The following is a 17,425-nucleotide window of genomic DNA, read 5'->3' on the forward strand; positions in this document are numbered from 1 at the left end:
TATGCAGGTAGCAAACAATAAAAATTAATTTTAGAGCATAAAAAACCAGTTAAGTTAGCAACCTAACTGGTCTTAAAAAGAAAAATATTAACGCTTAAGAAAGCCAGAAACCAAGTTCATCACTTGTTGAATATCATCATTGGCTTCCTGTTTATTGGTTTGCTCACCTTGAGGTGTCAAAGAATCAATAATTTGCGGTAAAACTTTTGAAATTGCACCATAAATATCCTGTTTTGGTACTTGTGCTTCCTGTGCAACCTGCTCTACATCTTGATCATCAAACAGTCCTTGAACCTGTTGCTGATCTACACTGGCATTTTCACCCGGCCCAGTTGAAACCCAGTCATCTACCTGCTTATTTAAGCCCAGACCTTTCAATTTATCCAGAGCGCCTTGTATTCCACCTTGCTTTTGAATCCATGCCAGAACTAAGGGCAAAACTGCAATCAATAAAGTTTTTGTACCGCCACCCCCTAAACCACCCGTTTGCGGTCTTGGCCGACTTTGTTGCGTACCGCCTAAATGTCCCAATACTGATCCCAAAATCCCGCCTAAACCACCTTGTTGATGTTGTTGGGATTGCTGGTTGGGTTGAGATTGCTGTTGCGTACTGTTACCACTTATTTGTCCCAGTACAGAACCCAAAATTCCACCTAAACCACCTTGTTGCGATTGGTTTTGTGATTGATTTTGCTGATTATTACCCAAAGCTTGTTTCGCCAATATTTCCACAATATTACTCAGGTTTGTCATCATATTATCCTTATCGAAGCTCTATAAAAGCATACGATGCTTTCAAAACCAGCAATGAAGGCAAATTGTTAAGTTTTGCAAGATTTAGCAAAGACATAAACAACTTGGTTTACCAGCGGAATTTATTCCAGTTTTCAGGGTTTGCCCAAAATTTAGAATTAAACCAGTCCGGCACATGCTTATAAGTCAGAATATTGAATTGCCATAAAGCAAAATCACCCTCATGCCGGGTTTTATCAATCAGCTGGGTAAAACCTAAAGCACGTAATAGTTTTTCATCCTGCAACTGACTGACCACCACAATTCGCTTCGCCATTAAATCGCGCAGCTTGACCAATAATTGTGATTTCTCAATATTAGAAACATGAATTAATTCTTGTGAATCAAGCAATACCAAACCTAAGTCATAGCGCCGTGTAAAAGGCAGATTTAAAAACTCAGTTACGGTAAAATAGTGCCATTGAATTGATTGATTGATGTCGTATTGTGCAAGATTCTGGCCAATACATAATGCAGTTTGAATAGGCTGTTCTTTAGATAAATCGTCTAGCATTGAAGCAATGACATTTTGTTCAGCCATAACTGCATCCTTATTATTTGAGAGAGTATTCTTCATGGAACTACAAGGCATTTGCCATAAAATGCACGCAGGTCTAAAGGACCCTATTGTAACTGATCACCAGACCTGTAAGGCAAATGTAGAATATAAATTTGTACTGGATCGCGCTGAAATTGATCTTCCATTTACTCTGGGACAAGAAGTCGAAATCGAATGGACAGGTAATATTTACTGTGTTTCCTGTGGCAATAAAACGCCCAAATCTTATGCTCAAGGTCACTGTTTTAAATGCTTTAAAACTCAAGCTTCATGCGATATGTGCATTATGAAGCCTGAAACCTGTCACTATCATTTGGGTACTTGCCGTCAAGACAGTTTTGCTCAAGAAGTCTGTTTTCAGCCGCATATTGTTTATCTGGCCAATTCAAGTGCATTAAAAGTAGGCATCACCCGTCAGGGACAAATGCCGACCCGCTGGCTCGATCAAGGTGCAACCCAAGCCCTTCCGATTATGAAAGTCGGTTCACGTCGGCTATCAGGTCAACTGGAAATCATGTTTGGAACACAGGTGGCGGATAAAACCGATTGGCGAAAACTGCTCAAAGGTGAAGCTGAGCCATTGGACTTGATTGAAGTGCGTGAACAGTTGATTGAAGAGTTTGCGCCAAAAATTCAGACTATTCGTGATGAATTTAGTCAGAATCTTGAATTTAATGAAACTGTTGAAATCATGGAAAGCGAACTTCCACGTGAGTTTGTCTATCCGGTAGAGCAATATCCTGAGAAAATCAAATCACATAATTTAGATAAAACCCCGATTATTCGTGGCAAATTATTCGGGATTAAAGGTCAATACCTGATCTTGGATACAGGTGTGATTAATATTCGCAAATACTCAGGCTATGAACTTAAGCTACGTGCTGAATAAAACTTTATTTAGCCCATAAAAAAACCTGCGTTAACGCAGGTTTTTTGTTTCATAGAAAATTATTTAATTTTTGCATGCGATTTGAGATATTGAGTGTAATCATCCAGTTCTTGTTGACCACGAAGTTGCTGGTACAACTTAGACAATTCATTTAATTGATCATCCGTTAAAGCATTAGCTGTCGTCTTATTTACATTCGACACGGCTACAACCACCAACTCATTTGGCAAGGAAGCTGTGGTTACTGACCACATGCCTGCTTTTGGTGCCGGAACACTAAATGCGGCACGTTCAATCTCACGTTTCAGACCTTGTGAACGCGTAAATACACCTGCACTTTCGAATGCGATATTACTTTGTGCTACTACAGTCGCAGCAGGTTGTGACTTGAAGCCATTCAATGCCGTTTGAATTTTCGCTTTAGCTGCATCAACTGCTTTTTGTTCAATCAGTTTAGCTTTAACACGAGGTGTTGCCTCTGCAAGGGTTTGCACACCAGCAGCATGATAATTACGTACTTTCACCCAAACTGTATCACCATTCGCTAGCTGGATACTGCTTGACGCATTACGGTCACCATTTTTCACATCATCATTAAATAACTTAACTTTTACATTCGCATCACTCAGTACCGGATGTTGAGTCGCTAAAGTCATCCCCTTGATTGATTGAACGGTTACACCTTTCACTTCCTGAGCAACAACATCAAGCGCATCACTACCGACGACCATTTCATTCAGACCATTTACAGTATCTGAAAAAGCATTTGCAGATTTGTTCTTTTGCAATTCCGCCATCAAGCGTGGTTTTTCAGTTTCAAATGATGGAAGCTTAACGGCTGCCGCTTCTGTTTCAATTAAATGATAACCATACTGGGTTTTAATCGGAGCTGATACTTGCGCTGACTTTAACGAAGCCACCGCTTGATCAAATGCATCGCCAAATACACCTTTGGCATATGCCTCTACCACGCCGCCTTTGGCTTTAGACTCAGTATCATCTGAATATTGCGCAGCAGCTTGAGCAAAGGTCATCCCTGCTTTAATTTTCGCAGCGACATCAGTAGCTAATTTCTTCGCTTCTGCATCTGAACGAGTATCTGCTGCAATTAAAATATGCTTCACTAATGGTTTAGCATCTTTCTTTTGCGCATCCACAAATGTTGCATAAGCTTGCTGTAATTCAGCCTCTGTGACTTGCGTATTGGCAGGTGCAACATTCGCTGGAGTTAATACCACATAATCCACATCTACACTTGCAACTTGTTTAAATGAGTTTTGATGTTTGTTGTAATAAGCAGCAACTTCCTGAGCTGTTACTTTTACATTTTTTTTGTATTCATCCAGTTTAATGCTTGAAAGATGCAATGTACGTTGTTCAGTTTGCAAGTTCGCAATTTGTTCAATATCTAATTTACTGACCAAAGCATAATCTATAAATGTTGAAGTCAACATTTTTAAGGCATGGTCTTGACGTAAATTTGCAATTAAAGCTTGGCTGGTCATGCCGACTGAACGCAAATAGTTTGCATACAAGCTTTCAGAAAATTTACCGTTTTCTTGGAAGTTTGGTTGTTGGGCAACCATTTGCTCAATCTGCGCATCACTTAAAGAGATCCCCAACTCTTCTGCCTGTTGTAATAACAAGGTACGAGCCACCAAGGTATCCATCGCTTTATTTTGAATAAACGATTGATTCAATAAAGTTTCGTCACCATTGGCATAAGCCAGGTACTGGTCTTTAAATGATTTTGTCAGTGTTTCTAGCTCTTTTTTAGAAATCTCTTGGCCATTCACTAATTTTGCTGTGTCTTCTGATTTTCCACCACTAAAATATCCTTCAATACCTACAAGTGCTAAAGGGGTCAAAAACAATATAAGCAGAACTTTGCCTAACCAACCCTTAATAACTTTACGAAAAGATTCCATAAGTATTCCAATATTTTATTTGTGAGCGATTTTAACCGAAAACCCACAATGAATGAATGCGTTCAAACTGAAAATCGCCACTATTAATAAAAAAACGCGCCTAATGCGGCGCGTTTATCGGCTTTAAAAAAGATTAAGCAACAGAATCTTTTAAACCTTTACCAGCTTTAAAGCTAGGTACTTTGCTTGCTTTAATTTCTAAAGCTGCACCAGTCTGTGGGTTACGACCAGTACGTGCTGCCCGTTCTTTTACGTTGAATGTACCAAAACCAACAAGTGTTACAGTATCACCAGATTTAAGTGCTTCAGTAATTGAAGCAATTGTCGCATCTAAGGCTTTACCTGCATCAGTCTTAGACAATCCCCCTTTCTCTGCAATTGCATCGATTAATTCTGATTTATTCATGAAGATTACGTCCTCTTAATATCGTTTATTTAAGGTCTAAGGATTCCATAGCACCTTTATAGCAATGCTTTAGGGCAAAACGCAATACTCTGGATATCGATTTCTGCAAAATAAATGCGAAAAAAATTGTTGAAAAATGCAGAAAAACCAAAAATGTTTCATTTTTTTACAATTTGCTCTTTTAAAAACTTATTTTCTTCAACTAAAAAATCGACCTTGCTATGTAGTTGTAATATGAGACTTTCTAAATGCTGAATATCTTTTACCGTCACTAAACCAATTCTGTTTAAAGAATGGTTCACACTATGGTCAATCAGCTTCTCAACTTTATCTTTAGTATCCGTAACTGACTCTTTGGCTTTCTCCGACACCTTTTCTACAGTTTGATCAGCAATTTCCGTGGTTTTAGATTCTAGCTCTTCTCCCACTTTAACCAAAGAGTCAAATAATTTGTTTCCCTCTTCTTCTGCACGTGAAAAAGCACCTAAACCCGCAAGCCAAATTTGTTGGGTGTATTTACGGAAATCCAACCCTGATTTTCGTCCTTCACGAGATTTATTCTTCTTCTTATCAATATCTTCCAGTTTTTTTTGTTCATCTTCCTGATCTTTTATTTGCTTGTCCATTGTTCTTTATCTCCCGATTGTTTTATGTACGGCTAAACATATTTATCCATAAAATACACTGATAATAGCAAATTAAATACTTGATAGATTTGCTAAACTGTTCTACAAAGCAAGATTATTATGTATTTGGTTTAAAGTCCTGAAGCATATTTTACGAGCTAGGATGCTCTATTTCAGGTAAGGATTAAGTTTTATGAGTGAATCGCAGCAAAGTCAAAATCAACCGCATTTGTTGCTCACAATGGCTATGATTGTTCTTGAAACAATTTTTACCCTTATTTTGAAGCATGATCGCGTTATTGGTTTGCAGGCTAAAAAATTTGTAGATCAAAAAGTTGTGATTAAAATTAACAGTTATTTGCCTTATTTTGATTTTTACGTTCAGTTTACCGAACATGGAATTTTATTTGAAACCAAAGCGCCAGAGCAAGCGGTTGATCTGGATATCCGTACTACCCTCATAGATTTAATTAAAGTCTTTGTATTTGCCAATCGTTACAGTCTTAAAAAAATGCGTATCGATGGTGACCTTGCTTTAAAAGATGAGTTTCGCGATCTGGCTCTACTCTTTAGCTTTCCAAAAATTTTATCAGATTGGAAGCAATGGTTAAATGAACCCACTAATGAGCAAGACATTGTTGCTTCAAAAAAGCGCATTGCGCCTCTTTTAGAAAAAATTGACCGGCAACGTTCAAAAATCAATAGCTTAGAAGTTGAAGTTAAACAATATAAAAATCGTATTCGTCGCATCCAACAAAAACAGAAAAGAATTAATATCTCGTTTATTGTAACGACAGTGCTTTTAATTGCCTTATTAGTGTATAATCTATGGCTTGGATAAATATATAATTTTTCTTATAAAACAAAATAATTTAAAGCCTCATAAAAAACTTGACTATTTTAGTCAGGATTCTTAAAATCGACACATCTAGTCTTAACATGTGTATCGAATCATGCGTCTTACTACTCGCGGTCGCTACGCAGTGACTGCTCTACTTGATTTAGCTTTGCAGCCAACTGAACAAACGATCACGCTTGCTGAAATTGCAGCCCGTCAAACTATTTCTGTGGCTTATCTTGAGCAGTTATTTGCGAAATTAAAGCGTCACGGCCTAGTGTCTAGTGTACGTGGTGCCAATGGTGGCTACCATCTTGCTCGTCGCGCTGAAGAAATCACTGTGTTAGAAATTATTGAAGCTGTAAACGAAACAGTTGACGCGACTCGTTGCGACCATAAAAGCAACTGCCAAAATGGTGCAATGTGCTTAACTCATGATTTATGGCAAGAACTCTCCCACCACATTGCCGATTATTTAGCGAAAATTACACTTGCTGATCTTGTAGCACGAGACAACGTCCAAACCGTTGCAATTCGCCAAAATTCACCAAGTTTTGATTCAGCCCTTTTATCGGTTACAGGTATTTGACATGAAACGTCCGATTTATCTTGATTATGCAGCAACCACTCCTGTAGATCCTCAAGTTGCAGAACGTATGATGGAATGCTTAACATTCGATGGTACTTTCGGTAATGCTGCATCTCGTTCTCATGCTTACGGGTGGCAGGCAGAAGAAAAAGTAGAATATGCACGCGAACAAGTTGCTAATTTGATTAAAGCAGATCCACGTGAAATCGTGTGGACATCTGGTGCGACTGAATCGGATAACCTTGCATTAAAAGGTGTTGCACAATTCTATGCCTCTAAAGGCAAACACATCATTACCAGTAAAATCGAACATAAAGCAATTTTAGATACTTGCCGTGAACTCGAAGAAGAAGGTTTTGAAATCACCTATCTTGAGCCAGAACCAAAAACCGGTTTAATTACGCCGGATATGGTTAAAGCTGCTATTCGTCCAGATACGATTCTTGTTTCCCTGATGATGGTGAACAACGAAATTGGTACCGTGACTGATGTTGCTGCAATTGGTGAAATCACTCGCGCAAATAAAAGCTATTTCCATGTCGATGCTGCTCAGGCTGCGGGTAAAGTTGAAATTGATCTTTCAACCATGAAAATAGATTTAATGAGTTTCTCTGCTCATAAAATTTATGGCCCTAAAGGTATGGGTGCACTGTTCGTGCGTCGTAGCCCGCGTGTTCGTCTTAAAGCTCAAATGCATGGTGGCGGTCATGAACGTGGTATGCGTTCAGGCACCCTTCCGACCCACCAAATCGTAGGTATGGGTGAAGCATTTGAACTTGCAGGCAAAAACCTAGAATCTGAACAAAAACGTCTACGTGTATTACGTGACAAACTTTGGAATGGTTTACAAGGTTTAGAACAAGTGTTCTTAAATGGTCACCCTGAATACAATGTTGCAAACTATCTAAATGTAAGCTTCAACTTTGTTGAAGGTGAATCATTGATGATGGCATTAAAAGATGCCGCTGTATCTTCTGGTTCTGCATGTACTTCTGCAACACTTGAACCTTCTTATGTACTTCGTGCATTAGGTTTGTCTGATGAGCTTGCTCACAGTTCTATTCGCTTCAGCTTCGGTAAATATACCACTGAAGAAGATATCGACCATGTACTTGAAATAACCAAAGCTGCGGTACAAAAACTACGTGATCTTTCTCCTCTTTGGGATATGTACAAAGACGGTATTGATCTGTCTACAGTCGAATGGGCTGAACACTAATTTATTCTTGGCATCTTATAGAATTTGCTTGAGATGCCCCCATATTAAATCTTATCAAGGCTGACCCCGAGGTTTGGAGACGCATCATGGCTTATAGTGAAAAAGTAATTGATCATTACGAAAACCCTCGTAATGTTGGTGTTTTAGATAAAAACGCTGAAAATGTTGGTACAGGTATGGTCGGTGCACCCGCTTGTGGTGATGTTATGCGCCTTCAAATTCAAGTAGATGACAACGGTATCATTGAACAGGCACGTTTCAAAACTTATGGTTGCGGATCTGCTATTGCTTCAAGTTCACTTGTCACTGAATGGCTTAAAGGTAAAACTTTAGACCAGGCGCAAGCAATCAAAAACATTGATATTGCAACTGAACTCGCGCTTCCGCCAGTAAAAGTACACTGTTCTGTACTGGCTGAAGATGCAATTAAAGCTGCTGTTGAAGACTACCGCAGCAAAAAAGCTAAAGCTTAATCGCCTTAAGTTTTGAATAAGGAATAACGGAGTTTTCATGATTCATTTAACTGAAAATGCTGCAACTCATATCAGCAATTACTTGAAAAATCGCGGTAAGGGTGAAGGCATTCGCGTTGGCGTGAAAACTTCAGGCTGTTCTGGTTTGGCCTATGTACTCGAATTTGTTGATGAAATTGACGAACATGATCAAACTTTTGAACAGTTTGGCGTTAAGGTCTTTGTTGACCCTAAAAGCAGTGTCTATTTAGAAGGTTTAGAAATGGACTATGTGAAAAATGGCTTAAACGAAGGCTTCGAATTTAATAACCCCAATAAAAAGGGTGAATGTGGGTGTGGTGAATCTTTCACTGTTTAACCAGCCCTTCCATTCTCTTTTAAAGCATTAAAACAGTGTACAATACACTGTTTTAATTGCATTTATATGTACAGTAATTTTTATAGAATTTTCGCGGATCAAATCTCCCATGAATCATTTTGAGTTGTTCAATCTTCCTGTAGCACTCGATATTGATTTAGCAGCTTTAAAAAATGAATTTTTAAAATTGCAGCAACAATATCATCCCGATAAAGCTGAAGACAAAGATCAGGCATTGATTAAGTCAAGCGAGATTAATCAGGCTTTTAAAGTCTTGTCTCAAGTTGATAGTCGTGCGGGATATCTGCTTGCGTTAAAAAAACAGGATCATCTGCTTGATCAATCGATCAGTGATTTTGATTTTTTACAATCTGCGCTAGAAATTCGTGAACAGCTGGATGAAGCTCATACTGCCGATGATTTGATTTCACTTAAACACGAAGTTCAACAATGGATTGACAGTTTAGTACGTGAATTTAAAATTGACTATACTGAAGAAGACTGGGCTGAAGCGCGCGATACAGTGCGTAAATTACGCTTTTTCCAGAAAGTTATGGCAGATATCGACAAAGCTGAAGATCGTTTTTTAGATGATGATTCTTTCGATCTTGACGATGATTTTTAATTTATTTTACTTTTTAGACGTTCAAAGGATGTAACACAATGGCTCTCTTGCAAATTGCAGAACCTGGTCAATCAAGTGCGCCCCACGAACACCGTATCGCGATTGGTATCGATTTAGGTACCACCCACTCTTTAGTCGCTACGGTTCTCTCAGGCAAAGCCAAAGTTCTTAACGATGAACAAGGTCGCGTGTTACTTCCATCGATTGTGCATTATGCAGATCAGGCTACACAATATGGTGATGAAGCTAAAGCATTCATGACCAGTGACCCTAAAAATACCATTGTTTCTGTTAAGCGTTTTATGGGTCGTTCAAAGGCGGATATTAAATTCCAGCATCCATATACACTGGTGGGTGAAGATCACCAAATGCCTGCTTTTGAAACAAATCAGGGGCGTAAAACCCCTGTTGAAATTTCGGCTGAAATTTTAAAACAACTAAAAGAACGTGCTGAAGCAAGTTTAAAAAATCCAATTAATGGTGCAGTGATTACTGTTCCTGCCTATTTTGATGAAGCGCAACGTCAGGCCACTCGCGATGCCGCTCAAATGGCAGGTTTAAATGTTCTGCGCTTGCTGAATGAACCGACGGCTGCTGCGGTAGCGTACGGTCTAGATCAAGCAAGCAATTTAGCTTCTGACCGCAACTATGTAATTTACGACCTGGGTGGCGGTACTTTTGACGTTTCTATCTTGCGTTTTACCCAAGGTGTATTCGAAGTTTTAGCCACTGGTGGTCATACTGCTCTTGGTGGTGACGATTTAGATCGCTTAATTGTGAAATGGGCAAAGAAACAGCTTAATATTGAAACCTTGGATGATGCAGAACATGCACATCTGATGGTTGCTGCACGTAACGCAAAAGAAGCATTAACAGAGTTGGAATCAGTTGAACTTCAGGCGCTAAATCAGGTTTTAACTTTAGAACGTGCAACCTTTGAAGACATCATTAAAATTGCTTTAGATAAAACCATTAGCGTATGCAAACGCGTGATGCGTGATGCCAAACTTGAGCTTAATGACATTCAAAACGTTGTTCTGGTCGGTGGATCAACCCGTTCTTATGCTGTACAAAAAGCTGTTCGCGATGTGTTCAATCAAGAACCTTTATGCACAATTAACCCAGATGAAGTGGTGGCGATTGGTGCAGCCATTACTGCAGATCAGTTGATTGGTAACAATACAGATGGTTCATTGCTGCTTGATGTTACCCCACTCTCTTTAGGTTTAGAGACTATGGGTGGCCTGGTTGAGCGTTTGATCTCACGTAATACCGCAATCCCGGTTGCACGTCGCCAAGAGTTTACCACCTATCAAGATGGTCAAACTGCGATGCTGATTCATGTGGTACAAGGTGAGCGTGATCTGGTTGAACACTGTCGTAGTTTAGGCCGTTTTGTTTTACACGGCATTCCACCCATGACTGCAGGTCAAGCACGTATTGAAGTGACTTTCCAGGTGGATGCAGATGGGTTATTAACCGTTTCAGCAAAAGAAACCACCTCCGGCGTGCATGCTCAAATCGATATCAAGCCTTCTTATGGTTTGTCGGATTCTGATACTGAACGCTTATTGATTGAAGGTTTTAAATTTGCTGAAGAGGATAAAAATCTTCGTCACCTGCAAGAAACCAAAGTTGAAGCACAACGTGAACTTGAAGCACTGACCCAAGCATTAAAAGTTGATTCAAACCTGCTTGGCGCTGAACAACTTGTTGCTTTAGAACAAGCTAAAGTTCAACTTGAAAGCCAATTATCAACCACTGATATCAAGGCGATTGAAGATGCAGTGCAACAGCTTAAAATATATAGTGATGCCTTTGCTGCAGCACGTATGAATCAACATATTGACTCTGCGCTTAAAGGTACTCAACTTGATGATTGGTCAAACTCACCCAAATAAATAGGTAAAAATTATGCCACGTATTAAAGTTCTTCCACATGCGCAAATTTGCCCTAATGGTGCTGAGTTTGAAGTCGAACAGAATGCTAATCTTTGTGAAAGCTTATTAAAAAATGGCATCAAGATTGAGCATGCCTGCGACATGTCTTGTGCATGTACCACTTGTCATGTTGTGGTTCGCAAAGGTTTTGACAACCTGGAAGAAATGACTGATGTTGAAGCCGATTTACTTGATCGTGCCTGGGGGCTTGAACCTGACTCACGTCTTTCATGTCAGGTTAAAATTGTGGATGAAGATCTGGAAGTTGAAATTCCGAAATACACCATTAACCACGCTTCTGAAAATCATTAATTGATTTAAAGATTCATAAAAAAACCACGTTTAGCGTGGTTTTTTATTTAATTCAATCGCAACCATGCTGAGTGATACTGTTTATATTAATGATATTGTTCATCTTTCTGATCTTCAATTATTTCATCTTCTAAATTCAGTTTTACAATGCCTTGAGAATTGGTCATTTTTTGCTGTTTTTGTATGCGCTTAATCATTTTTTCCAAAACATTGATTAGCTCTGGATATTCATAATTTTGAACTTCATCCAGATTCAGCAATAAATGGAAGCCTTTATATTCATAATCAAACCAGCGCTGATAATCCGATTTACGTGAGGTATATTTTTCCATCACTTGCCAGGTGTTTACCGGCCCTTGAATACCTTTTAGCCTAATCGGTGCTTTAGGTGCACACAAATAATCATTTTTAATTAAATTATAAGTATCATCAGAAATTAAAATTTCATCGACTTCTGCCGCACTTTGTAAACGTGCTGCCAAATTTGCATCACGTCCAACAATGGTATACGCCATACGATGTGCCGCACCATAGTTCCCCACGTGACAATATCCCGTACTGATCCCCATACGAATATGTAAAGCAGGATAGCCCATCTTGATCCAGCGCTCTCTTAATAATTTCATTTGCTGACGCATATCTATGGCCATGTCTAAACAAGTTTTTGCATCTTGTTCAACACCTTGAGAAATAGGATCGCCAAAGAATATTAAAATTGCATCCCCCATAAACTTATCGACAGTCGCTTCATACTGTTTCGCAATTTCTGTCATATGACTTAGATAGTCATTCAGCAAGAATGCCAAGTCATCCGGGATAAGGGTTTCAGAGAGCTCGGTAAAACCTTGAATATCTGAAAAGAAAATGGTCATTTTCTTACGCTTGTATTCAATTTTAGCTTCCGACTCACCTTTCATGATCGATTGCCATAACTGTACTGGTGCGTAACGGCTAAGCTGGTTGGCAAACTCCATATAACGATTCATTTGCTCATAATAATAAGCTTTACGATCGGTAATATGCTGGATTTGACTACGCTGATAAAAACTTCCCACGCCAAAATAAGTGATGAGACAAATAAAACCCAGGACAGTTAATTCTCCTGTAGTTTGTTCAAAATACTCACCAAATCCAAAAATAAAGATATTACACAGATAAAAATTTGCGATTCCAATAAGACTCGCCACTGACACCATGAGAAATGAAATTTTATTACTGATTGCAGTATAAAGAATTGCAAAAAATGAAATAAAAGTCAGCACAAGGTTTAAATGAATGGCAGATAAAATAACTGAAATAACAACAACATCAATAAGAAATAATAGACTGCGTTTTATTCTTGAATTATAACGGTACAGTAACCCATTCGATAACTTAGGGATAATCAGTAACACAAAGAACAAAAATACCGGAACATAGATCTGATATTTCGTATCAGAAGAAGTGTAATGATAAACGATGATGAGTAAAGACAACATGATATATCCCATCAAACGATGAAAATATTCAAATTGTCTCGGCTCTTTTTTAATCCAGTCGTCTAATGGCACTCAATCACTCCTGGTCCCAGTATTCACCCCAAACACTCCCTATCTGGTTTTTTAAATTGCTTTGAATTAGTCCATACGCCAATCAAATGGCATATCGCCTTGACCACGTAGCGCAAGCATTAAAGTTTGACGCATATGTGAAAGTACTTCATTGCTATATGGAACAGCGGGTGTGCCCCAAACTGGTTTCGGCCAAGCGACATCATTTTGGTAACGCACGACATGATGAAAATGTAATTGTGGAACCATATTTCCTAAAGCAGCAACATTCATTTTGTCTGCACGGAATACACGTGCCAATTGGCTTGATAACCAGCTAGATTCACGTAGGAATTGTTCTTGGTCAGCCTGACTTAATTCATATAATTCGCTAATACCAGGTACACGCGGAATTAATATAAGCCACGGAAATTGCATATCATTCATTAAACGACATGTTGACAGTGGAAAGTCGCCTACAAAAAAAGTATCTTGAGCAAGTTGTGGATGCAAACTAAACATATCTTTATAAATTATGCAAAATTAGAATGATGGCTAATACTATCACATCCAATGGGACGTGAATATTCTATGCAATGTGTTTCATTACAAATAAACCACTATTTGCTTTGAACACTCAAGCGTAGACAAATTTAATAAATTTCCCTAAAAATTCAAGCATTTCTTTTCAGTAAATCTTAAATTATGGGTGAATTAACAAATGAGTGCATAATATTTATGCACTCATTTTCTCATCAGTGAATTTCTTTTAACAAACTCGCCAGTAAATCGGAAATAAACTGAATTCTTTTTTGATAATCTTCCAGCATTACCATGATTTTTAAACGTTGACCACCCTCCATACGGAAAAAAGTCGGATGTTTTTGCATCATTTGAATAATGCTGACTGCCTGTACCGGGGTATCGGGTGAAAACTCAATGTGACCGCCGTGTGAACTGATATCAACCTTGGTAATCCCCAACTGTTCTGCTTTTAACCGTAATTGATGCACAGCAAATAACTGCTTCACAGGTTGTGGAGGCACACCAAAACGGTCAATCAATTCCATACGGATATTATCGAGTTTTTCTTGACTGTCAGTATTACTGATACGTTTATAGAACATCAGACGTTGGTGCACATCGCCTAAATACTCATCCGGAATCAATGCTGGCATATGCAGATTAATTTCGGCCGTTAACGATAACGGTGCATCAAAATTCGGTGTCTTACCTTTTTGAATAGCTTTAGTCGCTTTTTCAAGCATTTCCATATACAGGCTATAACCGATTGCATGCATTGAACCACTTTGTTGCTCACCCAAAAGTTCACCCGCGCCACGAATTTCCAAATCCTCAGTGGCAAGCATAAAACCTGCACCTAAATTCGATGCACGCTGAATGGCATCCAGACGTTTTTCAGCATCTCCCTTCAAACCTTTAATTGAAGGCACTAATAAATATGCATAAGCTTGATGGTGTGAACGCCCGACACGACCACGTAATTGATGTAATTGCGCGAGTCCCAGTTTGTCTGCACGTTCAATCAAAATGGTATTGGCATTTGGCACATCAATTCCAGTTTCAATGATGGTTGAACAGACCAAGACATTGTATTCTTTATGATAGAACTGCTGCATCACCTGCTCCAGTTCACGCTCGCGCATTTGCCCATGTGCAACCGCGACACGTGCTTCAGGAACTAGCTCGCGAACACTGGCTGCGGCACGTTCAATGCTATCGACTTCATTATGTAAAAAGTAAACCTGCCCACCACGCAGTAATTCACGCAGAATGGCCTCTTTAATGGATTCACTGGTTTGTTCTTGCACAAAGGTTTTGACTGCCAAACGACGTGCCGGTGGCGTGGCAATAATAGATAAATCACGCATACCGCTAAATGCCATATTCAAGGTACGCGGGATTGGGGTTGCAGTCAGGGTCAACATATCTACATCGGCACGCATGGCTTTAATACGTTCTTTATCCCGTACTCCAAAGCGATGCTCTTCATCAACAATCATCAAACCTAGATTTTTAAACTGGATACTTTCCTGCAAAATTTTATGCGTTCCAATCACAATATCGACTTTGCCATTGGCCAAATCTTCGGTAATTTTCAAATGGGTTTTATTAGAACCAAAACGCGAAAGCACTTCAATCCGAATCGGCCAATCGGCAAAACGGTCTTTAAAAGATTCATAATGCTGCTGTGCCAGCAAGGTTGTCGGTACCAACACCGCGACTTGCTTATTGTTTTGTACTGCTAAAAATGCGGCTCGCATCGCCACTTCAGTCTTACCAAAACCAACATCACCACAGACCAGACGATCCATCGGTTTTGCAAGTTGCATATCATGCAAGGTCGCTTCAATCGCATTCGCTTGATCAAGAGTTTCCTCATACGCAAAACCACTGGCAAATTGCATATATGGACTTTGTTCAAGTTCAAAACTAAACCCCGGTTTTGCCTGACGACGCGCCTGGATATGTAACAGTTCAGCAGCCACATCGTGAATCTGTTCCAAGGCCTTACGCTTGGCTTTATTCCAGGCATCGGTACCTAATTTATGTAATGGCGCTAAATCGGGATCACCACCACTATAGCGGCTAATGAGGTGTAAATTGGTTACCGGAACATAGACTTTGGCAGCATCTGCATAATCCAGCTGTAAAAATTCATGATCTTGATCATCAATACTTAAAGTGACTAAACCTGCATAACGCCCCACGCCATAATCGATATGCACCACAGGCGCGCCAATACTCAGCTCCGTTAAACTCCGGATTAAAAATTCTTCCGAAACCTCCTGCTGGCGTTTACGACGGCGCTGGACTACCCGATGTTCATAAAGCTGATTTTCAGAAATCACTGTAAGGTGATCAGGAATCACCAAACCACGATCAAGTGGCGCGCTGGTAATAGCGATGGCATAGAGTGATTTTCTAAACTCTGCAAAATTTTCGACATTGGGAATATCACCCAAAGCGGCACGCAAAGCATCTTTTAAGGTTTCACGGCGACCTGCACTTTCAGCGACTAACAGTACCGGATGATTTGCAGCATCAATATATTTTTTAACCGCCGAGAAAGGCTTTTCCTGTTTTGGATCGACCGGTAAACGTGGGGGCAATTCGGTATTAAGATTAAGTACCCCGGTTTTATCTACAAACTCTTCTGAAGATGCAATGATTCTGGCAAAGTGATTCAGTTGTTCTAAAACCTGATTCGGTTGCAGGAATATTTCTTCTGGCGGCAAAATGGGATGATCGACATTATGGCGACGGTCTTCATAGCGTCGAACCACATCTTTCCAAAAACTGGTTAAGCCTTCATCCAGATGCTTATCTGTAATGACAATGCCATTCCGTGGTAAGTACGCCATCAGGGTACTTTGTGTTTCCATCGCTTCTTTGCTAAAGAATAAAGGGAAATAAAACTCAAGCCCTGGAGAAGCAATTCCTTCTAGGACATCCTGATAAACTGGATTTCTCTTAGGATTTGCGTTCGGAAAACTCTCTGCATAACGGTCACGGAAAGTCGCACGCCCTTCTTTGAGTGGAAATTCTTTGGCAGGCAATACCGAGAACTGTTGCAAATTTTGCGTGGTTCTTTGCGTTTCAGGATCAAAGAATTTTAAGCTTTCAATTTCATCATCAAATAAATCGATGCGGATTGGTGAATTTTGTCCGGATGCATAAATATCCATAATGCTGCCGCGTACCGCAAACTCACCATGATCGTAAACTGTATCGACCAGATGATAACCCGCCTGAATCAAGCGCAGTTTTTGTTGTTCCAGTTCAAACTTTTGACCCACTTTAATATCGAAATGTTCACCCAACACCCAAGAAGTTGGCGCAACTCGTTGTACAAGAGTAGAGGCAGATAGAAGCAATACGCCCTGCTTTGGCATATTTGATAAAATTGAAAGACGTTCTGACACGATATCTTGATGCGGAGATAAACGGTCATAAGGTAAAATTTCCCAATCCGGGAAAATGGTCGGTTTTATGCCGTAAAATTCTAATTCACTTTCCAACTGACCCAAGTGCTGATTATTTTTGGCAACAATAATGAACAATTGCTTATTTTGCGTGGCAATTTCTTTGAATAATAAAGATGCAGACGAGCCTTGTAAATTACCGACCCAGCGTTTTTCGCCTGCTTTTAATTGCTGCAGATTTAATTGGGAAATTTCTTGTTGGAACATGTATATAGCTTTTGGTCTAAATGACATGAGCAGTATATTAGCATGGGTTTTTTCCCGGTTGAGTTATTTTTATATGCAACCGATTTTTTCTTCTAAATCCTTTTAAATAGCATGTCTTCAAAGCCTG

17 protein-coding genes are annotated in these 17,425 nt (G+C 39.4%); 9 read left to right on the forward strand and 8 right to left on the reverse strand.

Annotated features, from left to right (window positions below):
• Nucleotides 1-87 precede the first annotated feature (87 nt).
• Together ACP69Y_RS04995 and ACP69Y_RS05000 are read right to left on the reverse strand one after the other, a co-directional pair.
• A complete protein-coding gene (locus ACP69Y_RS04995) occupies nucleotides 88-753 on the reverse strand; it encodes a YidB family protein (RefSeq protein ID WP_425916694.1) in 666 nt (221 codons plus the stop codon).
• Between the two features lie 109 nt (nucleotides 754-862).
• Entirely contained in the window at nucleotides 863-1,333 is a 471-nt protein-coding gene (locus ACP69Y_RS05000) for a DUF6231 family protein (RefSeq protein ID WP_425916696.1), read from the reverse strand.
• A gap of 34 nt (nucleotides 1,334-1,367) precedes the next feature.
• Here ACP69Y_RS05000 and ACP69Y_RS05005 point away from each other — a divergent pair, with 34 nt between their 5' ends.
• Nucleotides 1,368-2,240 carry a DUF2797 domain-containing protein gene (locus ACP69Y_RS05005; RefSeq protein WP_425916698.1) on the forward strand — a complete coding sequence of 291 codons (873 nt, stop codon included), beginning with the start codon at nucleotides 1,368-1,370 and terminating at the stop codon, nucleotides 2,238-2,240.
• Between the two features lie 59 nt (nucleotides 2,241-2,299).
• Here the strand turns inward: ACP69Y_RS05005 and ACP69Y_RS05010 are convergent, their stop codons facing one another.
• The 3 genes from ACP69Y_RS05010 to ACP69Y_RS05020 form a co-directional block, all read right to left on the reverse strand.
• A complete protein-coding gene (locus ACP69Y_RS05010) occupies nucleotides 2,300-4,168 on the reverse strand; it encodes a SurA N-terminal domain-containing protein (protein WP_425916700.1) in 1,869 nt (622 codons plus the stop codon).
• Nucleotides 4,169-4,301: 133 nt separating this feature from the next.
• The gene (locus ACP69Y_RS05015) at nucleotides 4,302-4,574 is read right to left on the reverse strand and encodes an HU family DNA-binding protein (RefSeq protein WP_004651791.1); all 273 of its coding nucleotides are present in this window, start codon (nucleotides 4,572-4,574) and stop codon (nucleotides 4,302-4,304) included.
• A 158-nt stretch (nucleotides 4,575-4,732) separates the two neighbouring features.
• Complete coding sequence (locus ACP69Y_RS05020; protein ID WP_425916702.1) at nucleotides 4,733-5,200, reverse strand: phasin family protein; 468 nt, start codon at nucleotides 5,198-5,200, stop codon at nucleotides 4,733-4,735.
• A 193-nt stretch (nucleotides 5,201-5,393) separates the two neighbouring features.
• Here ACP69Y_RS05020 and ACP69Y_RS05025 point away from each other — a divergent pair, with 193 nt between their 5' ends.
• The 8 genes from ACP69Y_RS05025 (at nucleotide 5,394) to fdx (ending at nucleotide 11,555) form a co-directional block, all read left to right on the forward strand.
• Nucleotides 5,394-6,041, forward strand: coding sequence for a hypothetical protein (locus ACP69Y_RS05025; RefSeq protein ID WP_425916704.1), 648 nt, complete (start codon nucleotides 5,394-5,396; stop codon nucleotides 6,039-6,041).
• 112 nt (nucleotides 6,042-6,153) lie between these two features.
• Complete coding sequence (locus tag ACP69Y_RS05030) at nucleotides 6,154-6,627, forward strand: Rrf2 family transcriptional regulator (RefSeq protein WP_425916706.1); 474 nt, start codon at nucleotides 6,154-6,156, stop codon at nucleotides 6,625-6,627.
• A gap of 1 nt (nucleotide 6,628) precedes the next feature.
• The gene (locus ACP69Y_RS05035; protein WP_425916707.1) at nucleotides 6,629-7,846 is read left to right on the forward strand and encodes an IscS subfamily cysteine desulfurase; all 1,218 of its coding nucleotides are present in this window, start codon (nucleotides 6,629-6,631) and stop codon (nucleotides 7,844-7,846) included.
• A gap of 86 nt (nucleotides 7,847-7,932) precedes the next feature.
• Entirely contained in the window at nucleotides 7,933-8,319 is a 387-nt protein-coding gene (gene iscU, locus ACP69Y_RS05040) for a Fe-S cluster assembly scaffold IscU (RefSeq protein ID WP_086188738.1), read from the forward strand.
• A gap of 37 nt (nucleotides 8,320-8,356) precedes the next feature.
• Entirely contained in the window at nucleotides 8,357-8,677 is a 321-nt protein-coding gene (iscA, locus tag ACP69Y_RS05045) for an iron-sulfur cluster assembly protein IscA (RefSeq protein ID WP_425916709.1), read from the forward strand.
• A 109-nt stretch (nucleotides 8,678-8,786) separates the two neighbouring features.
• Nucleotides 8,787-9,302 carry a Fe-S protein assembly co-chaperone HscB gene (gene hscB, locus ACP69Y_RS05050; protein ID WP_425916711.1) on the forward strand — a complete coding sequence of 172 codons (516 nt, stop codon included), beginning with the start codon at nucleotides 8,787-8,789 and terminating at the stop codon, nucleotides 9,300-9,302.
• Nucleotides 9,303-9,340: 38 nt separating this feature from the next.
• On the forward strand, nucleotides 9,341-11,203 hold the full coding sequence (hscA, locus tag ACP69Y_RS05055) for a Fe-S protein assembly chaperone HscA (protein WP_425916713.1): 1,863 nt from the start codon (nucleotides 9,341-9,343) through the stop codon (nucleotides 11,201-11,203).
• A gap of 13 nt (nucleotides 11,204-11,216) precedes the next feature.
• Nucleotides 11,217-11,555 carry an ISC system 2Fe-2S type ferredoxin gene (fdx, locus tag ACP69Y_RS05060; RefSeq protein ID WP_425916715.1) on the forward strand — a complete coding sequence of 113 codons (339 nt, stop codon included), beginning with the start codon at nucleotides 11,217-11,219 and terminating at the stop codon, nucleotides 11,553-11,555.
• Between the two features lie 86 nt (nucleotides 11,556-11,641).
• On the opposite strand, the gene ACP69Y_RS05065 is transcribed toward fdx, so the two are convergent.
• The 3 genes from ACP69Y_RS05065 to mfd form a co-directional block, all read right to left on the reverse strand.
• Complete coding sequence (locus tag ACP69Y_RS05065; RefSeq protein ID WP_425916717.1) at nucleotides 11,642-13,105, reverse strand: adenylate/guanylate cyclase domain-containing protein; 1,464 nt, start codon at nucleotides 13,103-13,105, stop codon at nucleotides 11,642-11,644.
• 66 nt (nucleotides 13,106-13,171) lie between these two features.
• Entirely contained in the window at nucleotides 13,172-13,606 is a 435-nt protein-coding gene (locus tag ACP69Y_RS05070) for an HIT domain-containing protein (RefSeq protein WP_131214401.1), read from the reverse strand.
• Between the two features lie 233 nt (nucleotides 13,607-13,839).
• Nucleotides 13,840-17,298, reverse strand: a complete 3,459-nt coding sequence (gene mfd, locus ACP69Y_RS05075; protein WP_425916719.1) for a transcription-repair coupling factor — start codon at nucleotides 17,296-17,298, stop codon at nucleotides 13,840-13,842.
• Between the last annotated feature and the right edge of the window lie 127 nt (nucleotides 17,299-17,425).

This window comes from Acinetobacter sp. TSRC1-2, from assembly GCF_049895885.1.
Lineage (GTDB): Bacteria > Pseudomonadota > Gammaproteobacteria > Pseudomonadales > Moraxellaceae > Acinetobacter.

What these genes read in the sequence shown, in the direction of transcription:
- ACP69Y_RS04995 (WP_425916694.1), bottom strand. Translation starts at nt 753, where the DNA reads ATGACAAACCTGAGTAATATTGTGGAAATATTGGCGAAACAAGCTTTG.
- ACP69Y_RS05000 (WP_425916696.1), bottom strand. Translation starts at nt 1,333, where the DNA reads ATGGCTGAACAAAATGTCATTGCTTCAATGCTAGACGATTTATCTAAA.
- ACP69Y_RS05005 (WP_425916698.1), top strand. Translation starts at nt 1,368, where the DNA reads ATGGAACTACAAGGCATTTGCCATAAAATGCACGCAGGTCTAAAGGAC.
- ACP69Y_RS05010 (WP_425916700.1), bottom strand. Translation starts at nt 4,168, where the DNA reads ATGGAATCTTTTCGTAAAGTTATTAAGGGTTGGTTAGGCAAAGTTCTG.
- ACP69Y_RS05015 (WP_004651791.1), bottom strand. Translation starts at nt 4,574, where the DNA reads ATGAATAAATCAGAATTAATCGATGCAATTGCAGAGAAAGGGGGATTG.
- ACP69Y_RS05020 (WP_425916702.1), bottom strand. Translation starts at nt 5,200, where the DNA reads ATGGACAAGCAAATAAAAGATCAGGAAGATGAACAAAAAAAACTGGAA.
- ACP69Y_RS05025 (WP_425916704.1), top strand. Translation starts at nt 5,394, where the DNA reads ATGAGTGAATCGCAGCAAAGTCAAAATCAACCGCATTTGTTGCTCACA.
- ACP69Y_RS05030 (WP_425916706.1), top strand. Translation starts at nt 6,154, where the DNA reads ATGCGTCTTACTACTCGCGGTCGCTACGCAGTGACTGCTCTACTTGAT.
- ACP69Y_RS05035 (WP_425916707.1), top strand. Translation starts at nt 6,629, where the DNA reads ATGAAACGTCCGATTTATCTTGATTATGCAGCAACCACTCCTGTAGAT.
- iscU (WP_086188738.1), top strand. Translation starts at nt 7,933, where the DNA reads ATGGCTTATAGTGAAAAAGTAATTGATCATTACGAAAACCCTCGTAAT.
- iscA (WP_425916709.1), top strand. Translation starts at nt 8,357, where the DNA reads ATGATTCATTTAACTGAAAATGCTGCAACTCATATCAGCAATTACTTG.
- hscB (WP_425916711.1), top strand. Translation starts at nt 8,787, where the DNA reads ATGAATCATTTTGAGTTGTTCAATCTTCCTGTAGCACTCGATATTGAT.
- hscA (WP_425916713.1), top strand. Translation starts at nt 9,341, where the DNA reads ATGGCTCTCTTGCAAATTGCAGAACCTGGTCAATCAAGTGCGCCCCAC.
- fdx (WP_425916715.1), top strand. Translation starts at nt 11,217, where the DNA reads ATGCCACGTATTAAAGTTCTTCCACATGCGCAAATTTGCCCTAATGGT.
- ACP69Y_RS05070 (WP_131214401.1), bottom strand. Translation starts at nt 13,606, where the DNA reads ATGTTTAGTTTGCATCCACAACTTGCTCAAGATACTTTTTTTGTAGGC.
- mfd (WP_425916719.1), bottom strand. Translation starts at nt 17,298, where the DNA reads ATGTTCCAACAAGAAATTTCCCAATTAAATCTGCAGCAATTAAAAGCA.